We start from the raw sequence: 24,529 nt of genomic DNA, 5'->3' as shown, positions 1-24,529 counted from the left end.
AAATTATTTTTTCCCTCGATCATGCGCCCGAGCTTGACCACTGCCGCTGACAACACCTAGCAAATGTAACATTTTAAGCTTGAGTACCTGCAATAGTGAAACTGCTGGCTCTTGCGGCTTGGTCTTAGCTTGTTCAGCTCCTGGCGTTGGTCCTGTTCCTGGCTCCTTTTTCTTACTAGAAGACGCCGGGTCGGCCTTGAAGAAGTCAGGATCATTCGTTGAACCCTGTTCCAGGAGTGTAATGATTTTTGTTAATGCTTCATTTTTTGGCTGAGACTTTGCCCATGTAAGAACAGCATTTTTATCAGTATCAGTTATTTTATTTTCCAGGGTCTTACCTGCTTTATTCCTGTAAGACTTGTTGTGCCCAAGAAATAAATTAACAAAATCTGGTTTACCCATTGATACAGCAAAGGCTAACGGGGTATAACCTGCTTTATTCTTCGTTGCTGCTATATTTGCTGGCGTTGGTTCCCGATTAAGCAGCTCCTTGGCCCATTCGAGCTTGCCTTTATAGGTCAAATACTGGATAGGTAACACCCAAGCACTTTCAATAAAATGCTCTTTGTTTGGTGAAATTCCCTGCTCTAAGAGATAATCAAATATATCTTTGCTGTCAGCATAAATAGCCCAATGCAATAGACCCCAGACGGCAACATTCTTATTCATCATATCATTTTTTGCCTCACCTGAAAGTTTATTGATTTTTTCAAAAAATCGCTTAACCAACGCTACCTGCCCACGTCTAATGGCTTCTTGAATCATTGGTTGTAAAATATCAGTCACTTGATGAAGCTCACCTTCAAATAGTTTGTTAACAAAAAGATTTAAGTTTTTAGGATAACAGTTCTCCTTCAAGATGAGATAGCGCTGCGCAACAATATTGCCTGCCTCTTCAAAAATCTCAAAAAGACTTTCAAAGTCATCATTTTTCCAACCTTTATTTTTTAACGCTGTAACTATGAAATCAACTTTGGCATCAGCCCCTAACAAATGCAATGGTGTTTTCCCATCCAAATTTTTGAGCAAAATAAAGTTCTTAGGTGCTACATTATGTATTATAAGCTGTTCAACTATTCTAGTGTTAAAACCTCCAACTTTGTTAGACTGATTAATTGCAGCATGCAGTAATGTGTTCCCCAAGGGGTCTCTGATATCAGACAGGTCTCTTTCACCACTAAGAGCTTTTTTCAAAGCTTGTACACCACCATCCTGAACGTAGGTCACATATACTTCATATTTCATATGCGCTGCATTCTTTCTTTGTAAATCAGGATTATCGTCAAGATAATCCATAAATGATTTTCCAGAAGAATCTGTAAGATTTACATCAGCACCAGTAAATGCACTCAACAACATGGCTATTTCAGACTCTTTTTTTGCAGCTGCAAGTAAAAGAGGTGTATTCCCCTGATTATTTTTATTATTTACAAAACCTGAAGAAAGCTTTGAGCGTAGTTGCAAGATAAGCTTCTTTTTATTCTCAGGCGTAAAATTTGAGTCTACAATTGCATGTAGTATCGTATTCCCTTGCGCATCAACAACATTTTCATTAAATGTAGGACCAGCTATATAGGCTGCAGTCTTTTCGTAGTTTTTTTGGTTAATGTAAGAGAAGAACTGCACCGCATATTGGTCAAACAGCTTTAAAATGGCTACTTTATCAGGGTGATTTGCATTTTCCAAAACCTGCCGTGCAGTTAATCCATTATGATCAACTAAGCTCAAGTCAGGTCCCCGTTCAAAGATTTTTCGTATATCAGCAGCAGAAAATTCATTTTTTTTGACGATCAAGTGCAAAGGAGTTTCAGTTTTTTGACCCGTTAAAACAATTTTTTCATCTTGTTCATTTAATTTCTCTTTTTTAGCTTCAACGTTATAGATAATCTGAGCATTAACATCAACCTGTTCGCGATACTTTTCTTCCATAAATAAAGAGAAAAAATCTTTTTTTCGTAAATGAATCGCTTGATGCAAAGGGGTCCAGTGAGAATACTGATTAGTATGTACACCAAAATCGTAAAACTCTTGAGTCGGACTTGCTCCTGCATCAAGCAAAAGACGTGCAACATCTATATCATTAGGACCATTTTTCATAAGAGCTCTATTAAGCGCTGGTTTTCTATAACCAGGTGTGGTAGATTCTCTGGCGAAGTAATCAACTACCAGAAAATTATTATTCTTTATCTGCTCAGCACATGATGTAAGACATGTAACAAAAATCCGTTCACAAGCTGAGAAATCCCTGAGAGCCTCGTTCACTATCATGGTAAATGGGGTAAGATACGGAAGTGCTGAGCTGTCATATTCGTGAAACAAATTAATCTTCTTCGAAAAAAGGTGCTTTAAGATGCCCTCATCTTTACTTGTAAGAGCTTTTATAAATACTGAACGCTCTTCAGTCCCCACATAAGGATTCTCATAATGAACATCAGCACCATGCTCAAGGAGAGCGTCCAATAATGCATAATCCTGACTGCTAGAAACTTTAAACTCATTGTATACAGCCATTAATGGACTTTTTGAACTCCACCCACCACCAAAATCTTTATGTAGATAGTTAAGCGAAATATGATTTTCTTTAAATTTTTCAAGCGTCTTTTTGACGGCTACTACATTTGCACCCTGTATGTTTTTGGCAAGCTCAACAGAAAGTTCATTGCGCCTTTTCTCAACATCATCAGTGAAAAAGTTTTTTCGACGCTCGTATGTATCTTTTATAGCAGTAAGAAACTTTTTTACACCATCATATTCTTGATTATCTATCCGTACATTTTTTCTATCAACGCTGCTATGCCATTTACGTAAAATATCTTGTATCGGCCCTTCGTAGGTGTTTATTTTTTGATATTCACTGGACAAATTTTCTTTAAGTATATGTCCAATAATCGCCCTATCAGCCCCCCTCTCCACAGGCTTCTCTATGAATCTATCAACGTGATAACGCTTAGCATAAAGTTTATACGCAGCATCAACAATGCTCTTATTCATATTAACTGTTACCACCCTCGCAAGCTCTGCTTGAGTCAAGCCTTTAAGATCATCTGCCTCAAGTTGTGGTTCCAACACTTTCCTGACTTCATCATTATTCCACAAATAGCCAGGGCTCTCTTTTTCTGCATAGATTTGATATGCAGTCTTACCGCCATTATTTTTTACCTTTATGTTAGCTCCGGCGCTAACTAATTTTTTAATTACATCCAAAAATTTGTATTCAAGAAGCTGAGACCCAGCTTTACAGACCAGGTGTAATGGGGTATTGCCTAATGCATCTTTTTTATGCACGCAAGACGGATCTGCACCTACGAGCATATCTATAATGCTTACAATACGGTAGGAGAAAAGTTTTTCACCCCTTTGCACATTTTTCAGTGCACTATTTAAAAATATATGAAGAAGAGACCCCTCTGAATACTGCTTGTTTGGGTCAACATGCTTTGCCAGACCAGCAATCTCCAAATAATCATCGACAGACTTACTATCTGCTTTGCGTAGCAACTCTTCCAACCGAAACAAACCAAGTTCATTTTCATCAGGTTTGAGCAGTGTATCAAGTTCTTTGATCTCGGCTTTAGCTAGCAAGGTTTGATCTAATTCTTTCTTAACATCCATAAAAAACTGGGGCATACTCTGTCCAGATTTTGTACGACCTTTAGTATCTGCCCCAGCTTTAATTAACATTAAGGCCACGTTGAACTTCAGGCCTTCCAGAGCAAGGGACAAAGGACTTTCACCATCACTAGCCATCGCATTAACATCAGCGCCAACATCGATTAATGCTTGTACTAATGTTTCCAATTTTTTCTTTGGAAAAGTAGCATAATCACTCAAAAACTTATGTAAAACTGTACTTTTTCCTGATTTATCAACCAAAATAAATCGCGCAATTTCATTATCAAACCTAAGTAATTCTAAAAAAAATTTTTCATTAATATCAGAGGTTTGACGCACCGATGCAAATAACGACTCTATAAGATCCTTCCTATAGGGCTCTGGGACAGTTTTGTACAATTTTGTAATTTTATCAAAAGCCTTAGTCCTCCATAAATCTGCCAAAATCATACGATTACTAAAGGCCTTGTCATCAAGAATGCCTTCTGTAATAAATTTTTGAATTGCGGGAATGACTTCTTCGTCATAATTTTCATTCTTAAGCAAATGCTGAAGAAGAAAGTGGTTGTCGCGTACCGGTCTTTTCTTCAGCATATTACTCAATGCACCTAGACCTTCTTTTTTATGCTCTGCTGCAACGCACATCATGTTTTCATAGTCTTCTGCGCTTAGACCTTCAAGCTTTATTTTGTCCAGCAAGGAAACAATCACCTCATAGGCTTCATGTTTATACAACTTCGCAATATTGCTCGCGCATACTTCTTTGCTTAATAGACCCTCCTCGAGCAGCAACTCAATGAGCTGATCTCTTTGAGGCATACGAGCCTTGCCAATTTGCAACAAAACATCTAACAATTTAGCATCATCAGGTATCATTTTTTTTATGATTTCACTGATGACACGTCTCCAGTCATTCTCTTGCTTTTTACTTTTGCCATACCAAAATCTTACCAAGAGGTCTTGAATAAAAAAATCATCTTCCTGGACAATTTTAGTAAACACGTCACGTTTTCCCGCAAAAACTTTTAAAAGAAAACCAGGAGAAATATCAAAAGTTCCTGCTGCATTGGATATATACTTTGACCAATCAGCATCAGATATTTTATCCATACCAGCACCATGGCCAAGCAACAAATCAGCAATTTTATACCTCTCGCTGCTTAGCGCCCCCCCTCCTTCTTTTTGAAAACTTTTTTCAAGAGGGGTTACACCCTTGCTGTCAGCTTTATTTACAAGACCCTTGCCCCCTTCAGCCTGAGTAAGAAGCCACTCAACAATATCAACATGTCCTTTTTTTGTAGCTTTCCATAGCGCTGTTTCGCCATCTTCATCAACGGCGTTAATCACTTGTGGGTATTGCCTCAAAATAGCCTTCATCGCTTCAAGGCTATTATCACGCGGCACCGTTGAACCTCGCGCAGCGTTTGACAAAAACTCGCTTTTTTTGTCTCTAGGCACAACATCTGCAGCACCCAAAAAGCCGCCAACCATCACCTGTGCAATAAGCAGCACTCCAATAACCGTACGTACATTCATTATTACCCCTCGCATAAAAAATAAACTCTTTGCGTTAAGGGTACTAAATCAGCAACAGCAGAAAGAAGCATATCTGAAATTTTGTATCAGATGTGCTAGACGATAAAGTTTTTTACTTTCCAGCAACAGCACCGAGCAGATGCAACACCTTAAGCTTGAGTGCCTGCAGTAGTGACAGCATTGGCTCTTGCGGCTTGGCCTGAGCTCCTGGCGTTGACCCCGGCTCTCCTGTTGATTTTTGCCCTTTCCCTTTAGAAGACTTGGACTCAGCGGCTTGACCTTTTTGCAACAGTTCAACTATTTTCTCAAAGGCTGTAACAGTTTTACCCCCTGCTTTCATTCTGGCAACTTTAGCTTGAGCGCACGCCAAAGCAGTCTGGCCCTTCTTGTCCGCAATAGATCTATCTGCCCCTCGCTCAAGCAGCAACGCAACCGTTTCCCGGCGTCGGACAGGGGTCACATTATCTTTGCCGCTCATACCAGCAGCTTCATACATGCCAAGGATTGCAAGATGCAGCGATGTTCTGCCCTCATTTTCCTGCGCATTAATGTTAGCACCCCGGTCAAGTAATATTTTTATAGCAGAAGTTTGACCATTTTCAGCCGCACAGTGTAATGGTGTTTGGCCATCACTATCTACTATCGCCTCAATTTGTGCGCCTTGCTTAATCAACTTCTCCATTATTTGACCAGACCAGTTAGATGACTCCCTAAAAAACTGTGCTATGAAATGAAGTGGTGTAAATGAGTGCACCTTCTCATTAATTTGCTTGCCTGCATTAGGAATAATGTCTCGAAGCAATATATAACCCCATATATGTGCCCAAGCATCTTGTTTTGCAGAGGCGAAACGCTGCAAACAATCGAACATAAAATTGCCTAATTCATCAGATATACCAAATGTCTTGATAAGGTGATTTAAGATTTCTATCAGAGAGCTATCAACCCCGATAAGAATATCATGCTCTTCTAACGCAGCCATAAAACTATACGCAAATAATATGTAATGGCTACCCGTTTTTTCATACAACGACACGTTTTGTGGTTCGGTCAACCTTACAACATCCATGAATTTATTTGATAGAATAGCTTTTTCAAGTTCGTCGTAGCTTTTTCCATCATCATGATCATCAGGATTAAGTAATTTTTCATACGCTTTGTGAATCATTACAAATTGCTCGTTACTTCCCTCTTTATCTGGGTGATATTGCACGGCTAGCTTTTTGTATCGTGCTCTTATCTGCCCTTTAGTTGCATCCTTAGACAAGCCCAACACAGCATAATAGTTTGACGGATCGCTAAAATTTGGCTCAGCGGCAAAAACACTCCCAAGCATTACTTGCATCAAAAAAAACAGTCCAAAAACAGTACAGATATTCATAACGAACTCCCATCGCCCAACATAAAAAATAGACTCTTTGCATTAAGAATAACACCCTGACGGGGGGAGAGATAAGCATATCTGAAAATTTTGTATAAAACGTGCCAGACGATAAAGTTTTTGCTACGCTTGTCAGATCAGCATAACCATTAGGAAAGATTGTTGTATGGACACACCCAATAAAAATTCCTTGTCAGAAAAATCACCAACAGCCAGCGGACTCAACCTTGCACGCTCATGGCGACCGCAAACATTTGAGCACATTGTTGGTCAACATATTCCCGTCAAGATGCTCAAAAACAGTTTGTATCTAAACAAAATCTTTCCCGTATACTTATTTGCTGGTCAACGGGGTTGTGGTAAAACAACAACCGCACGCGTATTTGCAGCAGCAATCAACTGCGAGCAGCTTGAGCAATTTCGCACAAACCCAACAACGCAGCTATTGCCGTGCCAACAATGCAGTTCGTGCAAAGCTATGGCAAAAAGCGCTCACCCAGACTTTATAGAAATTGATGCCGCATCGCACACCGGGGTTGACAATGTTCGCTCAATTATTGACTCGTCAAGTTATATGCCTATGCAAGGGCGCAAAAAAGTATACTTGATTGACGAAGCACATATGCTCTCAAAAGCAGCATTTAACGCGCTGCTCAAAGTACTGGAAGAACCACCAGAAACAGTCCTGTTCATCTTAGCCACAACTGAAACACACAAAATTCCCGAAACCGTACTTTCTCGCTGCTTTCAAGCATTATTTGGCCCCATCAACACAACACTGCTCAAACAACATCTGCAGGAAGTATGTAACGCTGAAGCTATTGAAATAGAACCAGACGCACTTGAGCTGATTATCGGGCAAACCGATGGCTCAGCACGAGACGCACTCAATCTGCTCGAGCGTGTCCGCTTTTCACACACACTGGTCAGTTATGAAGCAGTTGTCGATGTACTTGGGCACATTGCACATAAAGATTTGTACGCTCTTTTTGGTCACATTATCGCGCAAGATGGCACTGCGCTGCTTGCACATCTTGACGAAATCAACTTTAGCCAACGCAATGCTACATTACTTTTTGATATGCTGGTAGAGTTATGCCGCAGTTTGCTGCACGTTAAGTACGGCGTTAAGTCAGCACTACCAAGCAACGATGACCATGCCCAAACCGTCAAGCATTTAGCTGGGCAATGTTCACTCAATCGCCTGCACGCCATTATGCAACTGATGTGGAGCCAAGAAGAATTATTTTTAAAAACACCTAAAAAACACGCGTTTTTAGAACTCATGCTACTCCAGCTTTGTGAACAAGTTAGCTCACTTGACCTTGAGCAACTCATTAACGCCTGCAACACTGGTGGTGGCAGTCCAACACTTTCGCTGCCCAAGGTAACCCCGCCAGCTGAACGTATTGCAAACCCTATAGCAACACCACAGCCACAGGCAGCCCCACTTGAGCACGCAAATCCACACGCTCAAGCTTGGGCCGGCTTTTTAACAGCACTTGAACAAGCAAATGCAGACCCAATGCTACTCTCAATATTTCGCCAAGCAAGCGTTCTCCGCTTAGACCAGGAACAGCAAAAAGTTCACCTCGAGCTGGCCCACGTCGGTACGCTATTTACCGATAAAATTACAGATACAAAAAAATTATGGTTACCTGTTTTGGAAAAAACACTGGGCAACTTTAGCGATTTTATCTTACAGGCTGGTGGCACTAAAACAAAAACACCCGCTCAACGAACCAGCACACCGCTGCCCCCCTTGCCAGCAAAGCAGGTCAGTAAGAGCTTTTCACGCGTAAACACCCAAACTAAACGAGCACCAAGTGCGCCCAAAGAAAACCATGAAGAGCCTATCGATGTTCGTGATGAGCAAAAATGGCCCCTGACTCACTTGATCATGCGCTTTTTCCCGGGTAAAATAAGAAAAGTTAAAGTTGTCAGGTAGTAGTTTACCCTCACGTCCCCTTATCATAACTGTGTACATATTATGACTAAAAAAGTATCGCTCCCTACTGTTTTGCTTGTTGGCCGCACCAATGTAGGCAAATCAACATTGTTCAATCGTCTCATTGATGACAAAAAAAGTATTGTCTACGAACAAGAAGGTGTCACTCGCGACTATCTGCATGAAACTATGACATGGGACGGTAAAACATTTGACCTGATTGATACCGGAGGCTTTAGCCTTGCACGCGGTAAAGATGAAATCACTTCGCTGGTTGAACAACGTGTACGCCAACAGCTGACAATATGTAACGTCATTGTTTTTGTCTGCGATGGTAAAAACGGCATGATCGAACACGACCGCCTCATTGCGCGCGAACTACATAAACTCAAAAAACCAGTACTCCTGGTCATCAATAAAGCTGACAACCGCAACGCCTTTTCTGAAAATATTCATGAATTTCAAGCCCTTGGGTTTAAAACCATTATTCCCGTCTCAGCACTTCATGGTAGTGGTATTCGCGACTTGCTTGACACCGTTGTAGCCCAACTACCTGCACGTGCGCAAACGCAGTACCTTAGCGCAAAACCTGAATACAAAGTAGTAATTTTAGGTAAGCCTAATGTCGGCAAGTCATCACTAACCAACTTGCTCATGCGCCAAGACCGAGCCATTGTCTCAGACATTGCTGGCACCACGCGTGAGGCAATTTCTGAAATGATTTACCACGCACAAGACTTGTTTGAGCTAACCGACACGCCCGGTGTACGCAAGCAAAAAAAGGTTCGTGACGATGAACTTGAGGGAATGATGGTCAAAAGTGCACTGCGTGCGGTGCGTGATGCTGACGTAGTCATTTTAATGATCGACACAACGCAGGGTACCGTTAGCGATCAAGAACTTAAGCTTTTGTTTTATGCCTATGAGCAAAAAAAGATGGTCATGGTGCTGTTCAACAAAACAGATATCTTGGACGACTACAACAAAAGTACGCTGCTTTCAACGCTTGATGAGTACGAATTTATTTTCAGACGCATTCCACAATTGTGGATTTCATGCATGAGCAAAAAAAATGTCAGCCGTATCTATGGTGAGCTGGCAAAAATGCGTGAGCGCTGCACACAAAACTTTAATTCAATCCAAGTTGACGAACTTATTAAAGCAGCACTGGGCCGCCACCCCCTTATGCACAACAAAATGAAGTTACGCGTTCATAAAGTTAAAGCAATCCCTTCACACATTCCAACCTTTGACATGAAGGTTAACTTTCCAGAGTGGTTTGGCGAATCAGAAATTGCCTGCCTTGAAAATATTTTGCGTAAGAATTTTGACCTCAAGGGTTGTCCTATTTCTATCACTGTTCATACATAACAACGTCCATCATGCTTGAAATTGTCAACCTCAGCAAAACACTTGGCAAGCATGCTATCCTGCATGATGTAACCTTCAGCATACAACAGGCTCGTATGATTGCCTTTCTTGGGCCAAACGGTGCGGGCAAAACAACGCTGTTTAAAACCATTATTGGCCTGCATCAAACGCCACCTGCAGACCTAAACAATAAAAAAAATGTTGTCATGTTTGATGGGCAAGTCATCAACTCCTGGCCCGTTCACCAGCGTGTTGCGCACGGCTTGTTGTACCTGCCACAAAACACATCACTTTTTTTACAGATGAGTGTAACCGATAACCTCAAGCTCGTTTTTTTGTACCATCCTTTTTGGCAGAACAAAACTGAAGAAGAGTTTAATCAGCACGTAGCAACACTGCTTGCTGAAACAAATCTAACTCCAGTACAAAACAAAAAAGCACATATGCTCTCTGGTGGGCAAAAGCGTAAACTTGAGGTGGTACGCAGCCTATTGATGAATCCAAAGCTATTGCTGCTTGACGAACCATTTGCAGGCGTTGATCCAAAATCGATTTATGAACTCAAAAAAATCTTTGCTCAGATGGTTGCTCGTGGCATCACGGTTGTGATCTCTGATCATCACGTTGAACAGCTACTCTCAATCGCTCAAACCGTCTTTGTTATGCTTGATGGAAAAATCGTCACATCAGGTACACTTCAAGAAATTTTGCAAAACCGTTATACTAAAGAAACATATCTAGGTTCTCAATTTTATGAGGAAATGTCTGACCGCTTTTTAACAAAATAAAAAAGGGAAAAACATGGACATCAAAATAACGTTTCAAAGTATGGACCATTCGGGCCCGCTCGAGTCACATGCACGTCAAAAGCTAAGAAAAATTGCTGACTTTTTCAAAGATGAAGAAAGCATGCAACCATTCACCGTTGAGCTCTGGATGAAGGCAAACAAACTTCACCCGCACCATCGTGCTGAGCTACACGTTAAGACACCACAGTTTAACCTCAATGCGCATGATGAAGGCACTGACATGTACGTGTCAGTTGATAATGCTATTGATAAAATGGTAAAACTCATCACCAAGGAAAAGTCCAAAGTGCGTGATAAACAACGCAAAGCAGATACCGACAAAAAAATCTTCACCAAAGAATTGGAAATGACTGAAAACATTCCAAACCCCGACGATTTAGCAAAAAAATAATTTTACTTAAACGATACAAAGAGAAGTTTAATGAAAAAATCCATGATAGGCGTAGGCCTACTGGCTTGCGCCTTTACATGGGGGAGTAGTGTATATGCAAAAGAGGATGGTAACAAAATACGCTCTGTTGATTCCAATAATGTAAATAAAAACCTATTCGAAGCATTATCTAATAAAAAACCAAGCCTGGTATTCAAAGCACTGCAAAATGGTGCAAACCCCAATATACGTGATGAGAACGGTCAAACGCCACTGCACATCGCCATTGATAAAAACGATTTTACCAGTGCCCATTGGCTCTGCTTCTTTGATGCTGAAATTGATACAACGCCCTCTGGCAATTGCTCGTCACATCTTGATTATGCATTCTTCAAATATTCACGTGCAGGAATAGAAAAGACGCAAAAAACGATACACGCACAAAAGGCAAGCAAAGAAAAGGAAGAACAAGAGCGATTAGCTCTTTACCGTTTTTTGTCTGTTGTGAGTGCAATAAGAAAAAAATTTGGTTCACTCAATCAACAACTAAAACGTCGTAATACGCTGCTCCATTTAGCCATAATGCTTGATTCAGAAAACCATTTACGCCAACTACTCTTCGCCTTTGATGCAACCCCCAGCTTTGAGATCAATCACAATCAAGCAAATGATGCAAATTTGACCCCACTACACCTGGCGATACACATCGGCAACTTTTCTCAGGTAGTTATGCTCTGTTTACGTACCCAAATAACTGACGCTCACAGAAAATACGCCTTCGAAAAAATGTTAGATGCAAAATGTCGCGATCAAGCTCAAGCGCAATCAATATACAAATTGCTCAAAGTAGTGGGCGAAATGACAGCTAAATATGGGCCTATTCCAATTAGGCCACGCTTTAAAAACGGTAGTATCATACACTGCAACACGCTATTTCACTTTGCAGCACATTGTAATGATGAAGAATTAACTTCAGCATTACAAGATGTATACAAAAACATACCAGAACTAAAAGACATAGATTTACACACAGCCAACTGCTTAGGACAAAAACCTCAGGACATAAAAAATAAGAACACCAACCATAAAAACCATGGCGGTATTGACTTAGACTATGTTAAAGAAAACAATCCATATCTTTACGATTTTCTTATGGTAGGCCTAGATAGTTAAAGATAAAAAGAGGAGCAAGGAGCATGAACTTTTTTAGCATACAAAAAAAAATATATAGCTGTTGTTTTCTTTTAATGCATACATCCTGCTTTTGTGTGGCATCCACGCCCCGCTTGTCTATGCAGCAGCATGTGGCCATTGAGCAAGATTACAATCAAAGCAAAACTGAATTGCGCACAATCTATACAAAAAAAGACCTTCAAGAATTGACCCTTGCCTTAGAAAGTGGTACAGCGCAAAATATCATCAACTTTTTCTCCAACGTCTTAAGCCCGCATGCCACTGAACAAGGGCTAAAAAACACGCTCCTTCATGAGGCAGCGCGTGACCAAGAATATGGCCCACAGCTTGCGGGCGTACTTATTGACTACTATGACGTTAACGTAGATATGCAAAATCTCTCAGGACAAACCCCACTCTTTACCGCAATTGATCGAAACAATTATACTGTTGCCCAACAACTACTTGTTGCAGGAGCAAACCCTGAAATAAAAAATTTCCTTGGCGTAACGCCTCTTTTTCACGCCATACTCAAGGCAGATGAGGAACTCATTACCCTTTTACTTCAACACGGTGCAGATGCAAACTGCGTATGCACTACAACACAGCTCACACCACTGCACAATGCCGTTCAAAAAGGATCTGTCTTCGCTACCCAACTTTTACTTGACCATGATGCAAATATCGATGCTCAAGACGCTCATGGCAACACACCATTGCATTATGCGGTTGATCAAAAATTTAATGACTTGATCACCTTGCTCCTTGAAAATAATGCCAATACCTTTGCCACAAACAACGGCGGTTTGAGCCCCATTGAGATGATGCTTGGCTATGATGCAGACCGGTATAAGTCGCTGATCTTGCCACAAACTTCTAGGCCTGCCAATACAACACGTAAAGACCCTTCTAAGGCGCTACAAAAATGCAATAATTACTCGAACACATAACGGCAGGCACGACGAAAACAAGATGCTGCCAAGTAACCCATACCACTTACGCTTTAAAAAAGTTGCATATAAGGCCGAAATAGAAAAATAACTTGCGGCACAAAATACCACCAACAGCTGAAGCATGCGCACAAACCACACAGGCATGATGGAATACAAAAAGGTCGTTGTACACAGCAGCCAAACAAACAGCAATACCTTGCCGCAATCAAAAAACAAAAAATCAATGACTACTAACCGTGCAAGCGGAGAAAGCCACAACAACCCCATCAGATAAGCAAACATAACCATGATCAACAACACATAATATTTTTTAAATGTCGTTGTCCGTAAACCGTGCTCCCACTCGCAGCGCACCTCACGCCAATTGCGCTCAAGTGTATCCAGAATCTTAAACTCGCCATCCACAGCGTCTTGTCGCTGGTTGATAAACATAGCACACGTGTTGCTTTGCAAAAACTCATCATCGCACACATCTTGTCTACACTCACATGCCAAAACATTTGCCTCACGCCAGAGAGGCACACATACATTGACCGGCATTGTTGTGTTATCATGCTGGCAAACCAAACAAGCAACGTACACACAACTTTGGCGCAAACTCTGTTCACACAGCATTGGCTGCTGTAGCACAAAGTCAAGTTGAAGCCAACAGTCACAAGAATCGATCAAAAGTTTTTTATTTTTCCGAAATGCTTGATCATACACGACAACTGGGTTACGTGTTGCACGCCAGCTTTGCAGGGTCACACACGGTGTATCAATGGAAAAACGCAATGAATCTTTAACAATACCCCGCTCAGTCTGCTCGAGTTGCATATGCAGCCAGATTTTTTTAGACTGCAATATATTTTCAACATCACTGGCGCACGTCACATGCAAGCAATGGGCACTATTGCCAAGACTGTAAATCCCAATAAAAAAGACAATAACCAGCACAACACACTTTTGGGTCATCTCGCTTGCAATTTTATTAAAAACTTTATTTTACCATCATCACGTGCCTATGATTTTACTCAAATCACATCAACAAAGTAATTAAAAAATAAAAAAGGACACCCATGGCAAAACGAACGCACTATCGCTGCATATTCATCGCTGCACTGCTACCACTTCTGTTGCTCACAGCGCACGTCAAAGCAGAAACAAAAAATATGACCCCGCCGCTTACGGTGGTCATTATTGCAGACTCATTCGGCTCGCAGTATCTTCCCAAACTACGCAAACATTTTCGCTATGGTTTAAAAACATTGTTTGACCAAGGCATCGTGTACACACACGCCTATCACCCCCACGCAATTCCGGAAACAACACCCGGACACAATGCACTCTCAACCGGAACACTCCCCAAAGACCATGGCGCTGTGCTCAATCAATGGCTTGACCAAGACGGTAAAAAAGTTGCCTATGAAGATGACGATCATCCCAAAGCCGCAGTCATTACCGATGCACAAGCCTACAAAGATGGTAAGTCTTCGCGCAATACAGCCGTTGACTCACTCAGTGATCAATTTATATTTCAGTCCACAACGCATACTCAATACAAAGCCTTTGCGCTTGCTTTAAAATCATACCCTGCACTTTCATGTGCAACACGCATGGGCAAAGCAATTTGGTTTGACCCACACGCAGGTCAGTTCACCTCAACTACTGACTACTTTCAAACATTGCCCGACTGGTTAACAACGTTCAATAAAAAGGCGAACTTTGCCAAGGCCAAAAAAAAGAAATGGAAAACGGTCTACGGTCGTCGACACGAAGCGTATCAATTTCCGTTCATTGACAACTACGATTATGCGGGATTTACATTTAGTCTGGCTCACGAAAAATCTATCGACGTGCAAAGTCACAAACCACGCAGCCCGTATGAACTCTTCTTAAAAACACCAATCGCAGGACAAAAATTATTTGATCTAGCTCAAGCATGCGTCAGAGCAAACCTTGTCAAACAAAATGACCGTATGCTGCTCTGGATCAGCCTGAGCAATCTTGATCTTGTCGCACACATTTATGGACCAGACAGCCTTGAAGTTATTGACACCATCTACCACATTGATAAACAAATCCAAGAGTTCATGACCTTTTGTCAACGCAAAGTTGGCTTGCAACGTTGCCTATTTGTCTTCACTGCCGACCATGGCATGTGCCCAATTCCCGAACTAATGCACAAGCGTGGCTACACGCAAGCCAGGCGCTTGCTTGGCCCAGAGTTGGTCAAACAGCTTAATGAACATATTGAATACATCATGGGCATCAAAGACATTGTCGTTGGTTTTGAACCAACCTACTTTCGCTTAGATGATGATGCCTTTATTGCCCTAACCAAACAAGATCAAGAAAAACTGTTAAACGAACTTAAAGCCAAACTAGGCGAAATGGAAGGGATCAAACGCGTTTGGACAAAGGACGAACTTGCAGACAGACATTGTAAACAACACCAGGCTGAACGTTTTTACCAAACACAAATGTACAAAGATCGTATGGGTGATATTATCTGTCAACCACAACCGTACTGTCAGCTCACCAATTACCCGACCGGCACCGCACACCTTTCACCCTACCGCTACGACACACAAGTTCCAATCGTTGTGTATCAAAAAGGTAAATATGAAAACAAAACCGTCAACGAAAAGGTCTGGTCACCGCAGCTACCCGTCACACTTGCAAAGTTGATGCACATCAGCACACCGTCAGCCAGTACCTATTCGCCTTTACCGGAGCTTTGGCAATGATAAAAAAAATCTTACACATTTGTGCGCTCCTCTTTGCACTTTTATGCTGCAAGTTAGTTGCCGGCCTGCCTGAGCCGCGCGTTGTTATGGTTATTGTTGTTGACCAACTCGCCTACCATTATATTGATAAGCTTGAGCATTTTTTTAATGACGGCATCAAGCTCATGCGTAACAAAGGCATTAACTATGAACGTGCTTTTTTTGATTACGGTGCACCCTCAACCGCGCCAGGACACGCAACACTAGCCACCGGCACACTACCAAAAAATCATGGCATAATTTTGAACAGCTGGATACGCGATGATGGTAAACACATTAAATGTGCCCATGACGAACATGATGGCGCTGCTGTCTATAAAACAGTCTCTTCATTTTACGACAAATGCCGCAGTGCACGTCAACTAATGGCTGACACACTCTCCGACCAACTTGTTATGGCATCAAACGATGACGTTCAGCACCAAGCAATTGCCCTCTCTCTCAAAGACCGTGCCGCAATCAACATGGCAGGCACAAAAGGCAAGGCTATCTGGATGGACTTTGTTGGCAGCCGATTTACCAGTAGCAAGGCATATTTTGAACTGTTTCCAGCGTGGCTTGAACAATTCAACACTTCAATCAACCTTGCACATCGTATCGACTTTGAATGGATCTTGCGGTATCCACGCTCCCACTACGCATACCAGTTTAGTCACCTGCATAACTATGACTACTGCGCTATTTCGCAGCCTATTGCCGGACAGGGAAAAGTTATTTTTGATGAAGTATTACAACATCGTAAAACACATAAAGCAGCTGATCCAAATGCAGATACTGATTATGAAGAGAACGGCAAAAACGGTGACAGCCCTCATAAAAACACCGGCACCTCACTGCTGTGTAAAACACCAGAGGGAAACCAAATTTTGATTGACTTGGCAAAACTGTGCATAGACCAACACCTCAAGACAAACAACAACGGAAAACTTCTGCTATGGGTTTCGCTTTCAAGCCTTGACATGCTAGGCCACGACTACGGACCACACAGTGCAGAGGTACTTGATATGATCTATCAGCTTGACCGCCAGCTGGGCAACTTAATGCGTTACGCACAGCGACGTGTTGGACGAAAGTCAGTTGTCATGGCCATGACGGCCGATCACGGTGTTGGTCCCTTGCCTGAAGTTTCACAGGACATGGGCCTTGACCTGGCTCATCGCATTATGGCGCCAGACCTGGTTAAGGGTATGAATGACGTGATCGAACAAAAATATGGGCTTAAAGAAATCGTTAGTTTTTTCAAAACTCACCAGTTTTATTTGAACAAAAAAGTATTTGATTCGCTTGAGGCACAAGAACAAAAAAAGATTTTAAAAACACTTAAAAAACACCTCAAGCAACAACCCGGCATTGCCAACGCCTGGACGTATGCCGACCTTGACGAACACGACAACCCAGCCTTTGACAAAACCATGCTCTACAAAAACCAGCTTTACCCCAATCGCAGCGGCGATTTGATTTGCATGCCAGCACCCTACTGCCTACCAAGCAAGCACAGCACGGGCACCGGCCATCGTACGCCGTATGACTACGATCGTCACGTCCCCCTTTGCTTGTATGGCCATGGGCTGGGCAAACCGGGCAGTAAAATTATGCAAACCGTTTCTACCACGCAACTTGCTCCAACACTTGCAAAATTATTGCGCATTAGCGCACCCTCTGCGTGTGTTGACCCTGCACTGCCTGGGTTTTGATGTAGATCCCGGCTCGGTGGCCGGGCTGACGAGTGTTGAACCAAAGCACCTATCCCCCAACACCCCCTTAAATTATTGCCTATTTGAATTATTTAGGACTAAACTAAAAGTAAACGTAGACTACACAAAGACTGTCAAAATATACCCTTAAAAACAAAAAAGGATGATCTGATGAAGCATTTCATCATCCATCGCCGTTTTTTTGCACTACTGGTTCTTGGAACCGGTCTGGCCCTGCTCAGCTCAAGCACAGTCAACGCAGCAGACAAAACAGCTCGAAAAGACAAAGCTACCAGAAGAACAGAAGCTACCCGTGCACAAAAAGGCCTGGCAAAAATGCAGAAACTACAAACACCAGAGGCCCCCACGGTCAAAGGCCTTAAAAAAGGTCTAAAAGAAGAAATTAAAGCCTACGCCCCACTCAGCAAACGCGAAAAAACAAAGAAAAGGATCGAGAAGGGAGAAGAGGCCGTCGAAGCCTACAAGTCAGAAATAAAGACACTCGAAGAACAACAAACAGCGCTTAAGGCTGCTGGCAAAGAGGGAAAACTTGCAAAAAAATCAAAAAAGAAAGATAGCCGCCAAAAGGAGCTTGAAAAAGAGGAAGCAAAATTAAAAAAACGCCGAGAAGAACTTAAACAAATTGAAGAAGACAAAACTGTAAAAAAAATAAAAGAAACTCAAGAAAAGCTTGAAGAAGCAACAGGGCACCGAACTGAAGCAAATAAACTTGCCGAGGAAAGCGCACAAGAGGCAGCAAAAGCAAAAAAACTAGAAGAAGAGGGCAATTTCGAAGAAGCTCAGAAGGCTACAGAAAAAGCTGAAGTGTTAGACAGCAGTAGCAAGGAGCTCACAAAAAAAGCTGAAAATATTGAAAACGCCATCAAAGTTAACTTCGTCAAAGAATCAGAAATTGACAGTAGCATTCTCAACGCTGAAAAAGAACTTGGCAATCTCAAGCAAGATTTCTCTCCATCTGGTCTGAAAAAGAAACGTGAACTCAAAAAGCAACTTCGACGACTCAAACGCCGTCAAGAACTGCGTGATGCCGCTATCGAAGAACTCACACCGGTCACAGACCGCATCACACAAGCTCAAACTAAGCTTGCAGAACTTGAAAAAACTCCCAACCCTACCAAAGCAGAGCAAAAGCAATTGCGCCGCCTCAAACGCAAAGTCAGAGCGCTCAGACGACAACAGCCACTTCCAGATCAAATTAAATTTGCAAACGATGATTTAAAAGCGGCTGAGACAGACTTTCTCAAAACCGTTGATGAAAGCAAATTTATTGATGACGCAGGCAAACAAGTCAAGCAAGAGCTTGAAAGAACACGTACCTCGCTCAAAGAGCTTGAAGCAAAAGATCCTAAAACCGCTGACGATCAACTCAAAATTCAATCCAGCAGAAAGCGCATTGCCCAGCTTGAGCTCAGTCCAACATACGTAACCAAAATTGACCCTGACGCACCACTTGATAAGCAGCTAGAAGAAACAACAAGTCTGCTTAAAACACTGCAGCGCAAAACACCACAATCAGACGAAGACCAAGCTATGATCAAATCACTTGAAGAAAATCAAAAAATTCTTGAGGACGGCGTCAAGCAAACGGCAAAGCTCCGCCTCAAACAAAAGCGTTTGAAAAAAGAGCAAAAGCCTGAAGAAAAAATTGAAGAAATGGAAGGCATGATTAAAGAGTTGGACGCCAAAATGAAAGAATTGGGCGACCCCAAGCTGGCAAAAGAGTTTGAAAAGCGCAAAGACAAACTTCAGAAAAAAATTAAAGAAACTGAAGAATTTGAGCTTGGCGCACGTCCATTTATCCAGCGTATACAAAAACAAATTGACGAGGCACCTCCAGGCGAGAAGGCAGCGCTGCAAGCAAAATATAAAAATAAACTCAAACAGCTAGAAGAAGAGCTTGGCCCGCAAGACGCTTTTGAAGTATCACGACTCAACTATGAAAAAATTAAAGATGACCCTAATGTGCCAGAGGCAACAAAAGTAAAGGTACGTAAAAAGTTTGTTGAAAATCGTGAAAAATATGAATCAAACGAGTACCTACAAAAAGACAGCAAGCACCTGGCTGAAAAACAAGCACGACTTACACCAGAAGCTGAAGCTGAGGCTAAAACAAAACTGCAAGCGAAAGAAGCACAACTTAAAGAGCTAACCTCAGGAGTCGGCCGCTTTAAACCAGCCAACCGTGAAGAGGCTGATAAACTTAGAATGGATATTGCTGATCTTAAATCTGAGCTCTTAGTCGAAACCAGCAATCAACAGCAAGTACCAATCAAGGCCAAGCTGCTGGAATTTCAAATCAGTCAAGCAAGTGGTAGCAAAAAAGAAAACCTTGAGGCCGAGCTTGACGCACTCAAAGAAAGTAACCCTTCGCTTTTCAAAGAAGATGGCAGCCTGGTGCGTGAGCCTGAGATACCGGCTGGATCTGGAGACAATCCAGAAAAATATCTTACAAAGCAGGTAAAAGAATTTAAAAAAGAGGCTGAAGCCGCACAGAAAAAAGTTGGCCTGTCAGAACAGGATATGATTGACTTGGAACGCTTTGGTTTTATCAAGGGTGGAGACATGAGCTTTACCAAAGGTATGGAAATGCAAACGATGAAACAGCAGTTTGGCATGTCAAAGCGTGGCAAAAAACAGCAAAAAATGGAAAAAGATGAAGACTGGCTGATCGGTTCTGAAGTTGAGGCTGGCACCGGCAAGCGACGTGGCTTTGTCATCAAAGGCCGAGACAGCGGGGCAAAAACTGAGGATGCTCCAGAAGGTGAAATGGTTGGTATACACAAACTCATTGGCCGAAAAATCAAGCGCGGCTACCGCAAGCAAAAAGAAGCAGTCAAAGAAGAAGGCAAAATCGGCTACTTGAAAAAACGTAAAAAGAGCCTTGCACTTGCAGCCGTTGCTGTTGGTGGTGTTGGTGTTATGGGCATGATGATGTCTGGAGGCATTGGCCAAAGCGAGGAAGAAGACCTGGCCGGCCAAGAAATGTTTAACCAGCAAATGGGTAAAGCAAAAGGTGAACTTAAAAATGCAGATGAAGATCTTGATCTGGAAACCTACTTTGATGAAAGCGAACTGGAAGACGTAGAAACCATTTTTGAAGATGTTGATGAACTGCTAGGCCAGACAAAAGATACACCGGCAACTGACGTAGCGTTTGAAGCCGATGATTTATTTAAAGATATCGAAGCAACTGCTGGCTCCGGCTCCACCACACGTGATGATGGTGAACTGTTCGGCGACCTTGATGAGGGAGGAGGCAGCAGCCTTGATGACGCTGATTTGTTTTTTTAATGCAACAAAAAAGGAGTTTTAAATCGTGAATAGATTAGTCAAATTATTGCTGCTCAGTTTGTGCTTTATGGGTATAGATGTTGCACAAGCCAGTGAAGCAACAAAAGCATTAACCACACAAAAATCAGGTGCGGCAAAGCCTCGACCACAGTCAATGATGCTGCAACGTTCCACCTCTGCGGTCATCAGTAAACCTAAAAAAAGTGACATCACACCCTTCTCTGGAAAAAGTAAAGTGCTTGGAGATGAAGCAACCGAAGACGCAAAATTTGATACTGAATTTGATATAACACTCAAAAAAATTGAAACAAAAAAGAAGAAGGATCCAAAATTTGCCGAAACGCTAGAAGATAAGTGGACTAAGTCTACGGTAAAACGTGCTAACAAGTCGCTTAAGCGAGCTGAAAAGGCTTCTCAAAAGTTTGACGAAACCGCTCAAGAATTTGACGCTTCAGCAGCTAAAGCACAAGAATCAATAAAAAAGACTGAAGCTACCCTAAGGCAAATCAGAGAACAGGACAAGACTACCGAAGAAAAAGTTACTCAACATTCGACCAAAGTTGAAGCCATCATCAGCGTAAAGAGCTCAAAAAGCCGCAGTAATCAAACTCGCCAATTCCTTGACGGAATTACAGAACCAGAGGTAAAGGATGCACTACTATTAAAGTTTGCCGAAGAAGCAAAAAATATACGTGATCCAAAAGAGCAACTTACATTCCTTTCTATGCTCAAACAGCAAGCGAGCAACCAAGACTCTGAAACTGCTCTCACAGTTGCTCGAACTTCGCACACGCTAGCTGCTGACGCAGTTAAGTCTGGCAAGCTTAGTTTAAGTAACCCTAAAGACGTAGAATTAATATCACAAGCCACTGACCTCAATAAAGTCATAGAAGCAGACATAGCCAATAAAGCTGAGCCTGCACAAAGTGTTGCTGTTGTTGCCGATGCACTCAATGTACTTAAAGACTCTGATGGGGCACAAGAACTAGCTAACGCTGCAATGCAAGAAAAACTTACTCCAGCACAACAACGTATGGCCAAAAGCCAGTTCCTGCTTACAGCAGCCGGAGAAGTAACAAAAATTAAAGACAAAAAAACACGTGAAGCAGAAAAACAAAAATTATTAGCCGGAGCCGGCAATGACAGTGAGCTTAAACGCTCAATCGAGCTCAAGCTTGCAGACGAAACGCCACCAACTCGTGGGCAACAACTGAAAAAAAGTACCGTTAGAATGCTTGATAAAGTTGGCGGCATGTGGCCAAAAACAAAAGGCGACGCTAACAAGAAAAAACGTCGTATCCTTGGCGGTATTACCATCGGTGTTGGCCTTGGCCTTGCAATCGGTCTGATGGCAACCATGATCGCCGTACCAATCATCATGTCACAACGTAACGAGCGTGAGTCTGAAATGGACCAGATCAAGGCAGAAGAAGGCCTGACCGTAGCCTCACCTGAATATCAACAAATGCTGCAAGAAGATATTACAAGACTTGAAGATGATGAGTACACCGTTGAGGTTGTGCGCGATGAAAATGGCAATATTATCGCTTATGCGGCAAGCAAAGAAAATGCTGATTCAATCACGTTTGAAGACAGCGACGCACTGATTGCAGCCATTGACAGCATGCTTGCCGAAGCTGAAAAAATGCAAGCCGAGGCTGAAGCAATCGAGCCAGGAGAGCAAAAGCTTGATGCTGAGCCGGCCCAGCAGGAAGAGCCTGATGAAACAGTTGTTGAAGCGTTTGATGAATAAAGAGTTGTGGAACAAACAAGTTCTGGATCCCCGATCGGAGTCGGGGATGACGAGTCTTAGGCTTGGGGATGACCTTCATGAGAACCCCCAGGGGGATAATACTAATCGACGTCATGCTGAACCATGTGCTCTGACTTGATCAGAGTATCGTTTCAGCATCTTGCTGCACAAGAAAGAATAGATCCTGAAATAAATTCAGGATGACGTCAGTAGGAGCACATGGTACAAAAAGAGACCGTTTGTTATACAAGCATTACAACCCCTTGTCGTCATACCGGCCGCCGAGCCGGTATCCACGTTAACACTTAGGTAAATAGTTAGGCTTTATCTTTAAAAATGGACTCCGGGTCAAGCCTCCCCTGGTCACGCCAGAGGACAGGCTTAGTAACGAGATTGTGTATCCGAGTACTCCTCTAGTCAAACTAAAGGACCAAGCCGGGGATGACCCAAAGGGGTAAAGCAAGTAGCTAAACAAACAATAGAGCTACTCACCAAGACGTCTTCCTGAACTTGTTTCAGGATCTAGACAAAAGTTAAAATCATCTGGATGCTGAAATAATACTCAGATCAAGCCGAGAACGACCCAAAGAGAACCAAACCAAAGGGGTGGAGCTACCAGGCTCCGCCTCTTTTTTTTAATGCGTGTCATACTCTTTTTCAAGAAATGAAGTAAGCCCATATGCTGTGGTGTCTTCAGCCATAGGAAAACTTCCCATACCCGGATAAATAACGTACAAATGATCTAGCTTTAAATCAGCACAAGCAATGCGCATAGATGAAGTAATTTTTGGGGCATCACTGTATTTAAATTCAAAGCCAAATCGTTTACCACTCCTGAATAAAAGGAGATCAAGCTCTGCACCGCTTTGTGTAGCCCAAAAAAAGCATTCATCTTGAGTTGCTCGATAGTAACGAATAATTTCTTCAAGCGCAAAGCCTTCCCAAAATGCGCCAAGGCGCGGGTACGAGGAGAGTTGCTCTTGCCCTCGTATTCCTAAAAGCGCATGCAATATACCACTATCACGAAAATATATTTTCGGCGCTTTTACTTGCCGCTTGCTAATATTTTCAAACCACGGATGCAACGTACGCATCATAAATGTTCCAACCAATATGTCCAAATATTTACGAACCATATGATCACTGATTCCAAGCGAACGTGCAATTTCGCTCGCGTTAAATGTTTGTCCGTGATAATGACACAGCATCATCCAAAAACGATATATTTGCTGAACTGGTATCGTAAAGCCAAGGCTTGGAATATCACGCTCTAAAAATGTTCTGATATACGCCTCTCTCCATTTAAAACTTGTATCAATTGATTTGGCAAGATATGAACGAGGAAATCCTCCTCGCAGCCACAACTCTTTACTCTCCAGTACTTCAGTGAAAGAAAAAGGTGCAACCTCTATGTAACCAATACGCCCAGCAAGCGTTTCTGATGACTGGCGAATTAAATCACGCGATGCACTCCCCAAAATAAGCAACTTACTCTCCGGGTACTTGTCGATAAGCACACGTAGTACTGGAAAGAGCTCTGCAATCCGCTGAATCTCATCTATGATGATCATCTTCTTTTCTTGCATAAGCGGCTCAAGCAGCAGCATAGGATTATCAAACTTAGAAACATCTTGTGGATTTTCTAAGTCAAATGTGACGACATTGTCCTGCGGCAAGTCTACCGCAAATTGCTGTGCCAACGTAGTTTTACCCACCTGACGGGGCCCCAACAAGGCACAAGCGCTGTGAACATCCAACTGAAGTCCTATTTCACGTAAATACTGTTTTCTTTGCATAACTAAAAACCCCACAAAACACCTTGTAAATTTTGAATATATTTATAATTTAC

Annotated in this window: 14 protein-coding genes; 10 read left to right on the top strand and 4 right to left on the bottom strand. The window is 42.2% G+C overall.

Going from position 1 to position 24,529, the window contains the following annotated elements; translation table 11 throughout:
* Nucleotides 1–3 precede the first annotated feature (3 nt).
* Entirely contained in the window at nucleotides 4–5,148 is a 5,145-nt protein-coding gene (locus tag H6679_04215) for an ankyrin repeat domain-containing protein (GenBank protein MCB9493451.1), read from the bottom strand.
* Between the two features lie 112 nt (nucleotides 5,149–5,260).
* The gene (locus tag H6679_04210) at nucleotides 5,261–6,529 is read right to left on the bottom strand and encodes an ankyrin repeat domain-containing protein (GenBank protein MCB9493450.1); all 1,269 of its coding nucleotides are present in this window, start codon (nucleotides 6,527–6,529) and stop codon (nucleotides 5,261–5,263) included.
* Between the two features lie 166 nt (nucleotides 6,530–6,695).
* Here H6679_04210 and dnaX point away from each other — a divergent pair, with 166 nt between their 5' ends.
* The 6 genes from dnaX (at nucleotide 6,696) to H6679_04180 (ending at nucleotide 13,150) form a co-directional block, all read left to right on the top strand.
* Nucleotides 6,696–8,477: a DNA polymerase III subunit gamma/tau gene (gene dnaX, locus H6679_04205; GenBank protein ID MCB9493449.1), complete on the top strand. Its 1,782-nt coding sequence runs from the start codon at nucleotides 6,696–6,698 to the stop codon at nucleotides 8,475–8,477.
* 42 nt (nucleotides 8,478–8,519) lie between these two features.
* Entirely contained in the window at nucleotides 8,520–9,848 is a 1,329-nt protein-coding gene (gene der, locus H6679_04200) for a ribosome biogenesis GTPase Der (protein ID MCB9493448.1), read from the top strand.
* Nucleotides 9,849–9,859: 11 nt separating this feature from the next.
* Entirely contained in the window at nucleotides 9,860–10,636 is a 777-nt protein-coding gene (locus H6679_04195; protein MCB9493447.1) for an ATP-binding cassette domain-containing protein, read from the top strand.
* Nucleotides 10,637–10,649: 13 nt separating this feature from the next.
* A complete protein-coding gene (gene raiA, locus H6679_04190; GenBank protein MCB9493446.1) occupies nucleotides 10,650–11,048 on the top strand; it encodes a ribosome-associated translation inhibitor RaiA in 399 nt (132 codons plus the stop codon).
* A 30-nt stretch (nucleotides 11,049–11,078) separates the two neighbouring features.
* Nucleotides 11,079–12,200 (top strand): ankyrin repeat domain-containing protein, encoded by a 1,122-nt coding sequence (locus tag H6679_04185; GenBank protein MCB9493445.1) that lies wholly within the window; start codon nucleotides 11,079–11,081, stop codon nucleotides 12,198–12,200.
* A gap of 119 nt (nucleotides 12,201–12,319) precedes the next feature.
* Nucleotides 12,320–13,150, top strand: a complete 831-nt coding sequence (locus H6679_04180) for an ankyrin repeat domain-containing protein (GenBank protein MCB9493444.1) — start codon at nucleotides 12,320–12,322, stop codon at nucleotides 13,148–13,150.
* Here H6679_04180 and H6679_04175 read toward each other — a convergent pair.
* Entirely contained in the window at nucleotides 13,118–14,107 is a 990-nt protein-coding gene (locus tag H6679_04175) for a hypothetical protein (GenBank protein MCB9493443.1), read from the bottom strand. The genes H6679_04180 and H6679_04175 overlap by 33 nt on opposite strands.
* A 104-nt stretch (nucleotides 14,108–14,211) precedes the next feature.
* Between H6679_04175 and H6679_04170 the strand changes: the two genes are divergently transcribed.
* The 4 genes from H6679_04170 to H6679_04155 all read left to right on the top strand — a co-directional run bounded on the left by H6679_04170 (nucleotide 14,212) and on the right by H6679_04155 (nucleotide 22,680).
* Nucleotides 14,212–15,882, top strand: coding sequence for an alkaline phosphatase family protein (locus H6679_04170; protein ID MCB9493442.1), 1,671 nt, complete (start codon nucleotides 14,212–14,214; stop codon nucleotides 15,880–15,882).
* Nucleotides 15,879–17,615, top strand: coding sequence for an alkaline phosphatase family protein (locus H6679_04165; protein MCB9493441.1), 1,737 nt, complete (start codon nucleotides 15,879–15,881; stop codon nucleotides 17,613–17,615). The genes H6679_04170 and H6679_04165 overlap by 4 nt, the downstream gene beginning before the upstream one ends.
* Before the next feature lie 171 nt (nucleotides 17,616–17,786).
* Nucleotides 17,787–20,927, top strand: a complete 3,141-nt coding sequence (locus H6679_04160) for a hypothetical protein (protein ID MCB9493440.1) — start codon at nucleotides 17,787–17,789, stop codon at nucleotides 20,925–20,927.
* Nucleotides 20,928–20,952: 25 nt separating this feature from the next.
* Complete coding sequence (locus H6679_04155) at nucleotides 20,953–22,680, top strand: hypothetical protein (GenBank protein MCB9493439.1); 1,728 nt, start codon at nucleotides 20,953–20,955, stop codon at nucleotides 22,678–22,680.
* 635 nt (nucleotides 22,681–23,315) lie between these two features.
* Here H6679_04155 and H6679_04150 read toward each other — a convergent pair.
* Entirely contained in the window at nucleotides 23,316–24,476 is a 1,161-nt protein-coding gene (locus H6679_04150) for an ATP-binding protein (GenBank protein ID MCB9493438.1), read from the bottom strand.
* Nucleotides 24,477–24,529 lie beyond the last annotated feature (53 nt).

It is taken from the genome of Campylobacterota bacterium (assembly GCA_020633995.1).
Taxonomy (GTDB): Bacteria; Babelota; Babeliae; order Babelales; family RVW-14; genus JACKCO01.
Note: the sequence above shows the minus strand (reverse complement) of the source record. Positions and strands in the feature narration are given on the sequence as shown.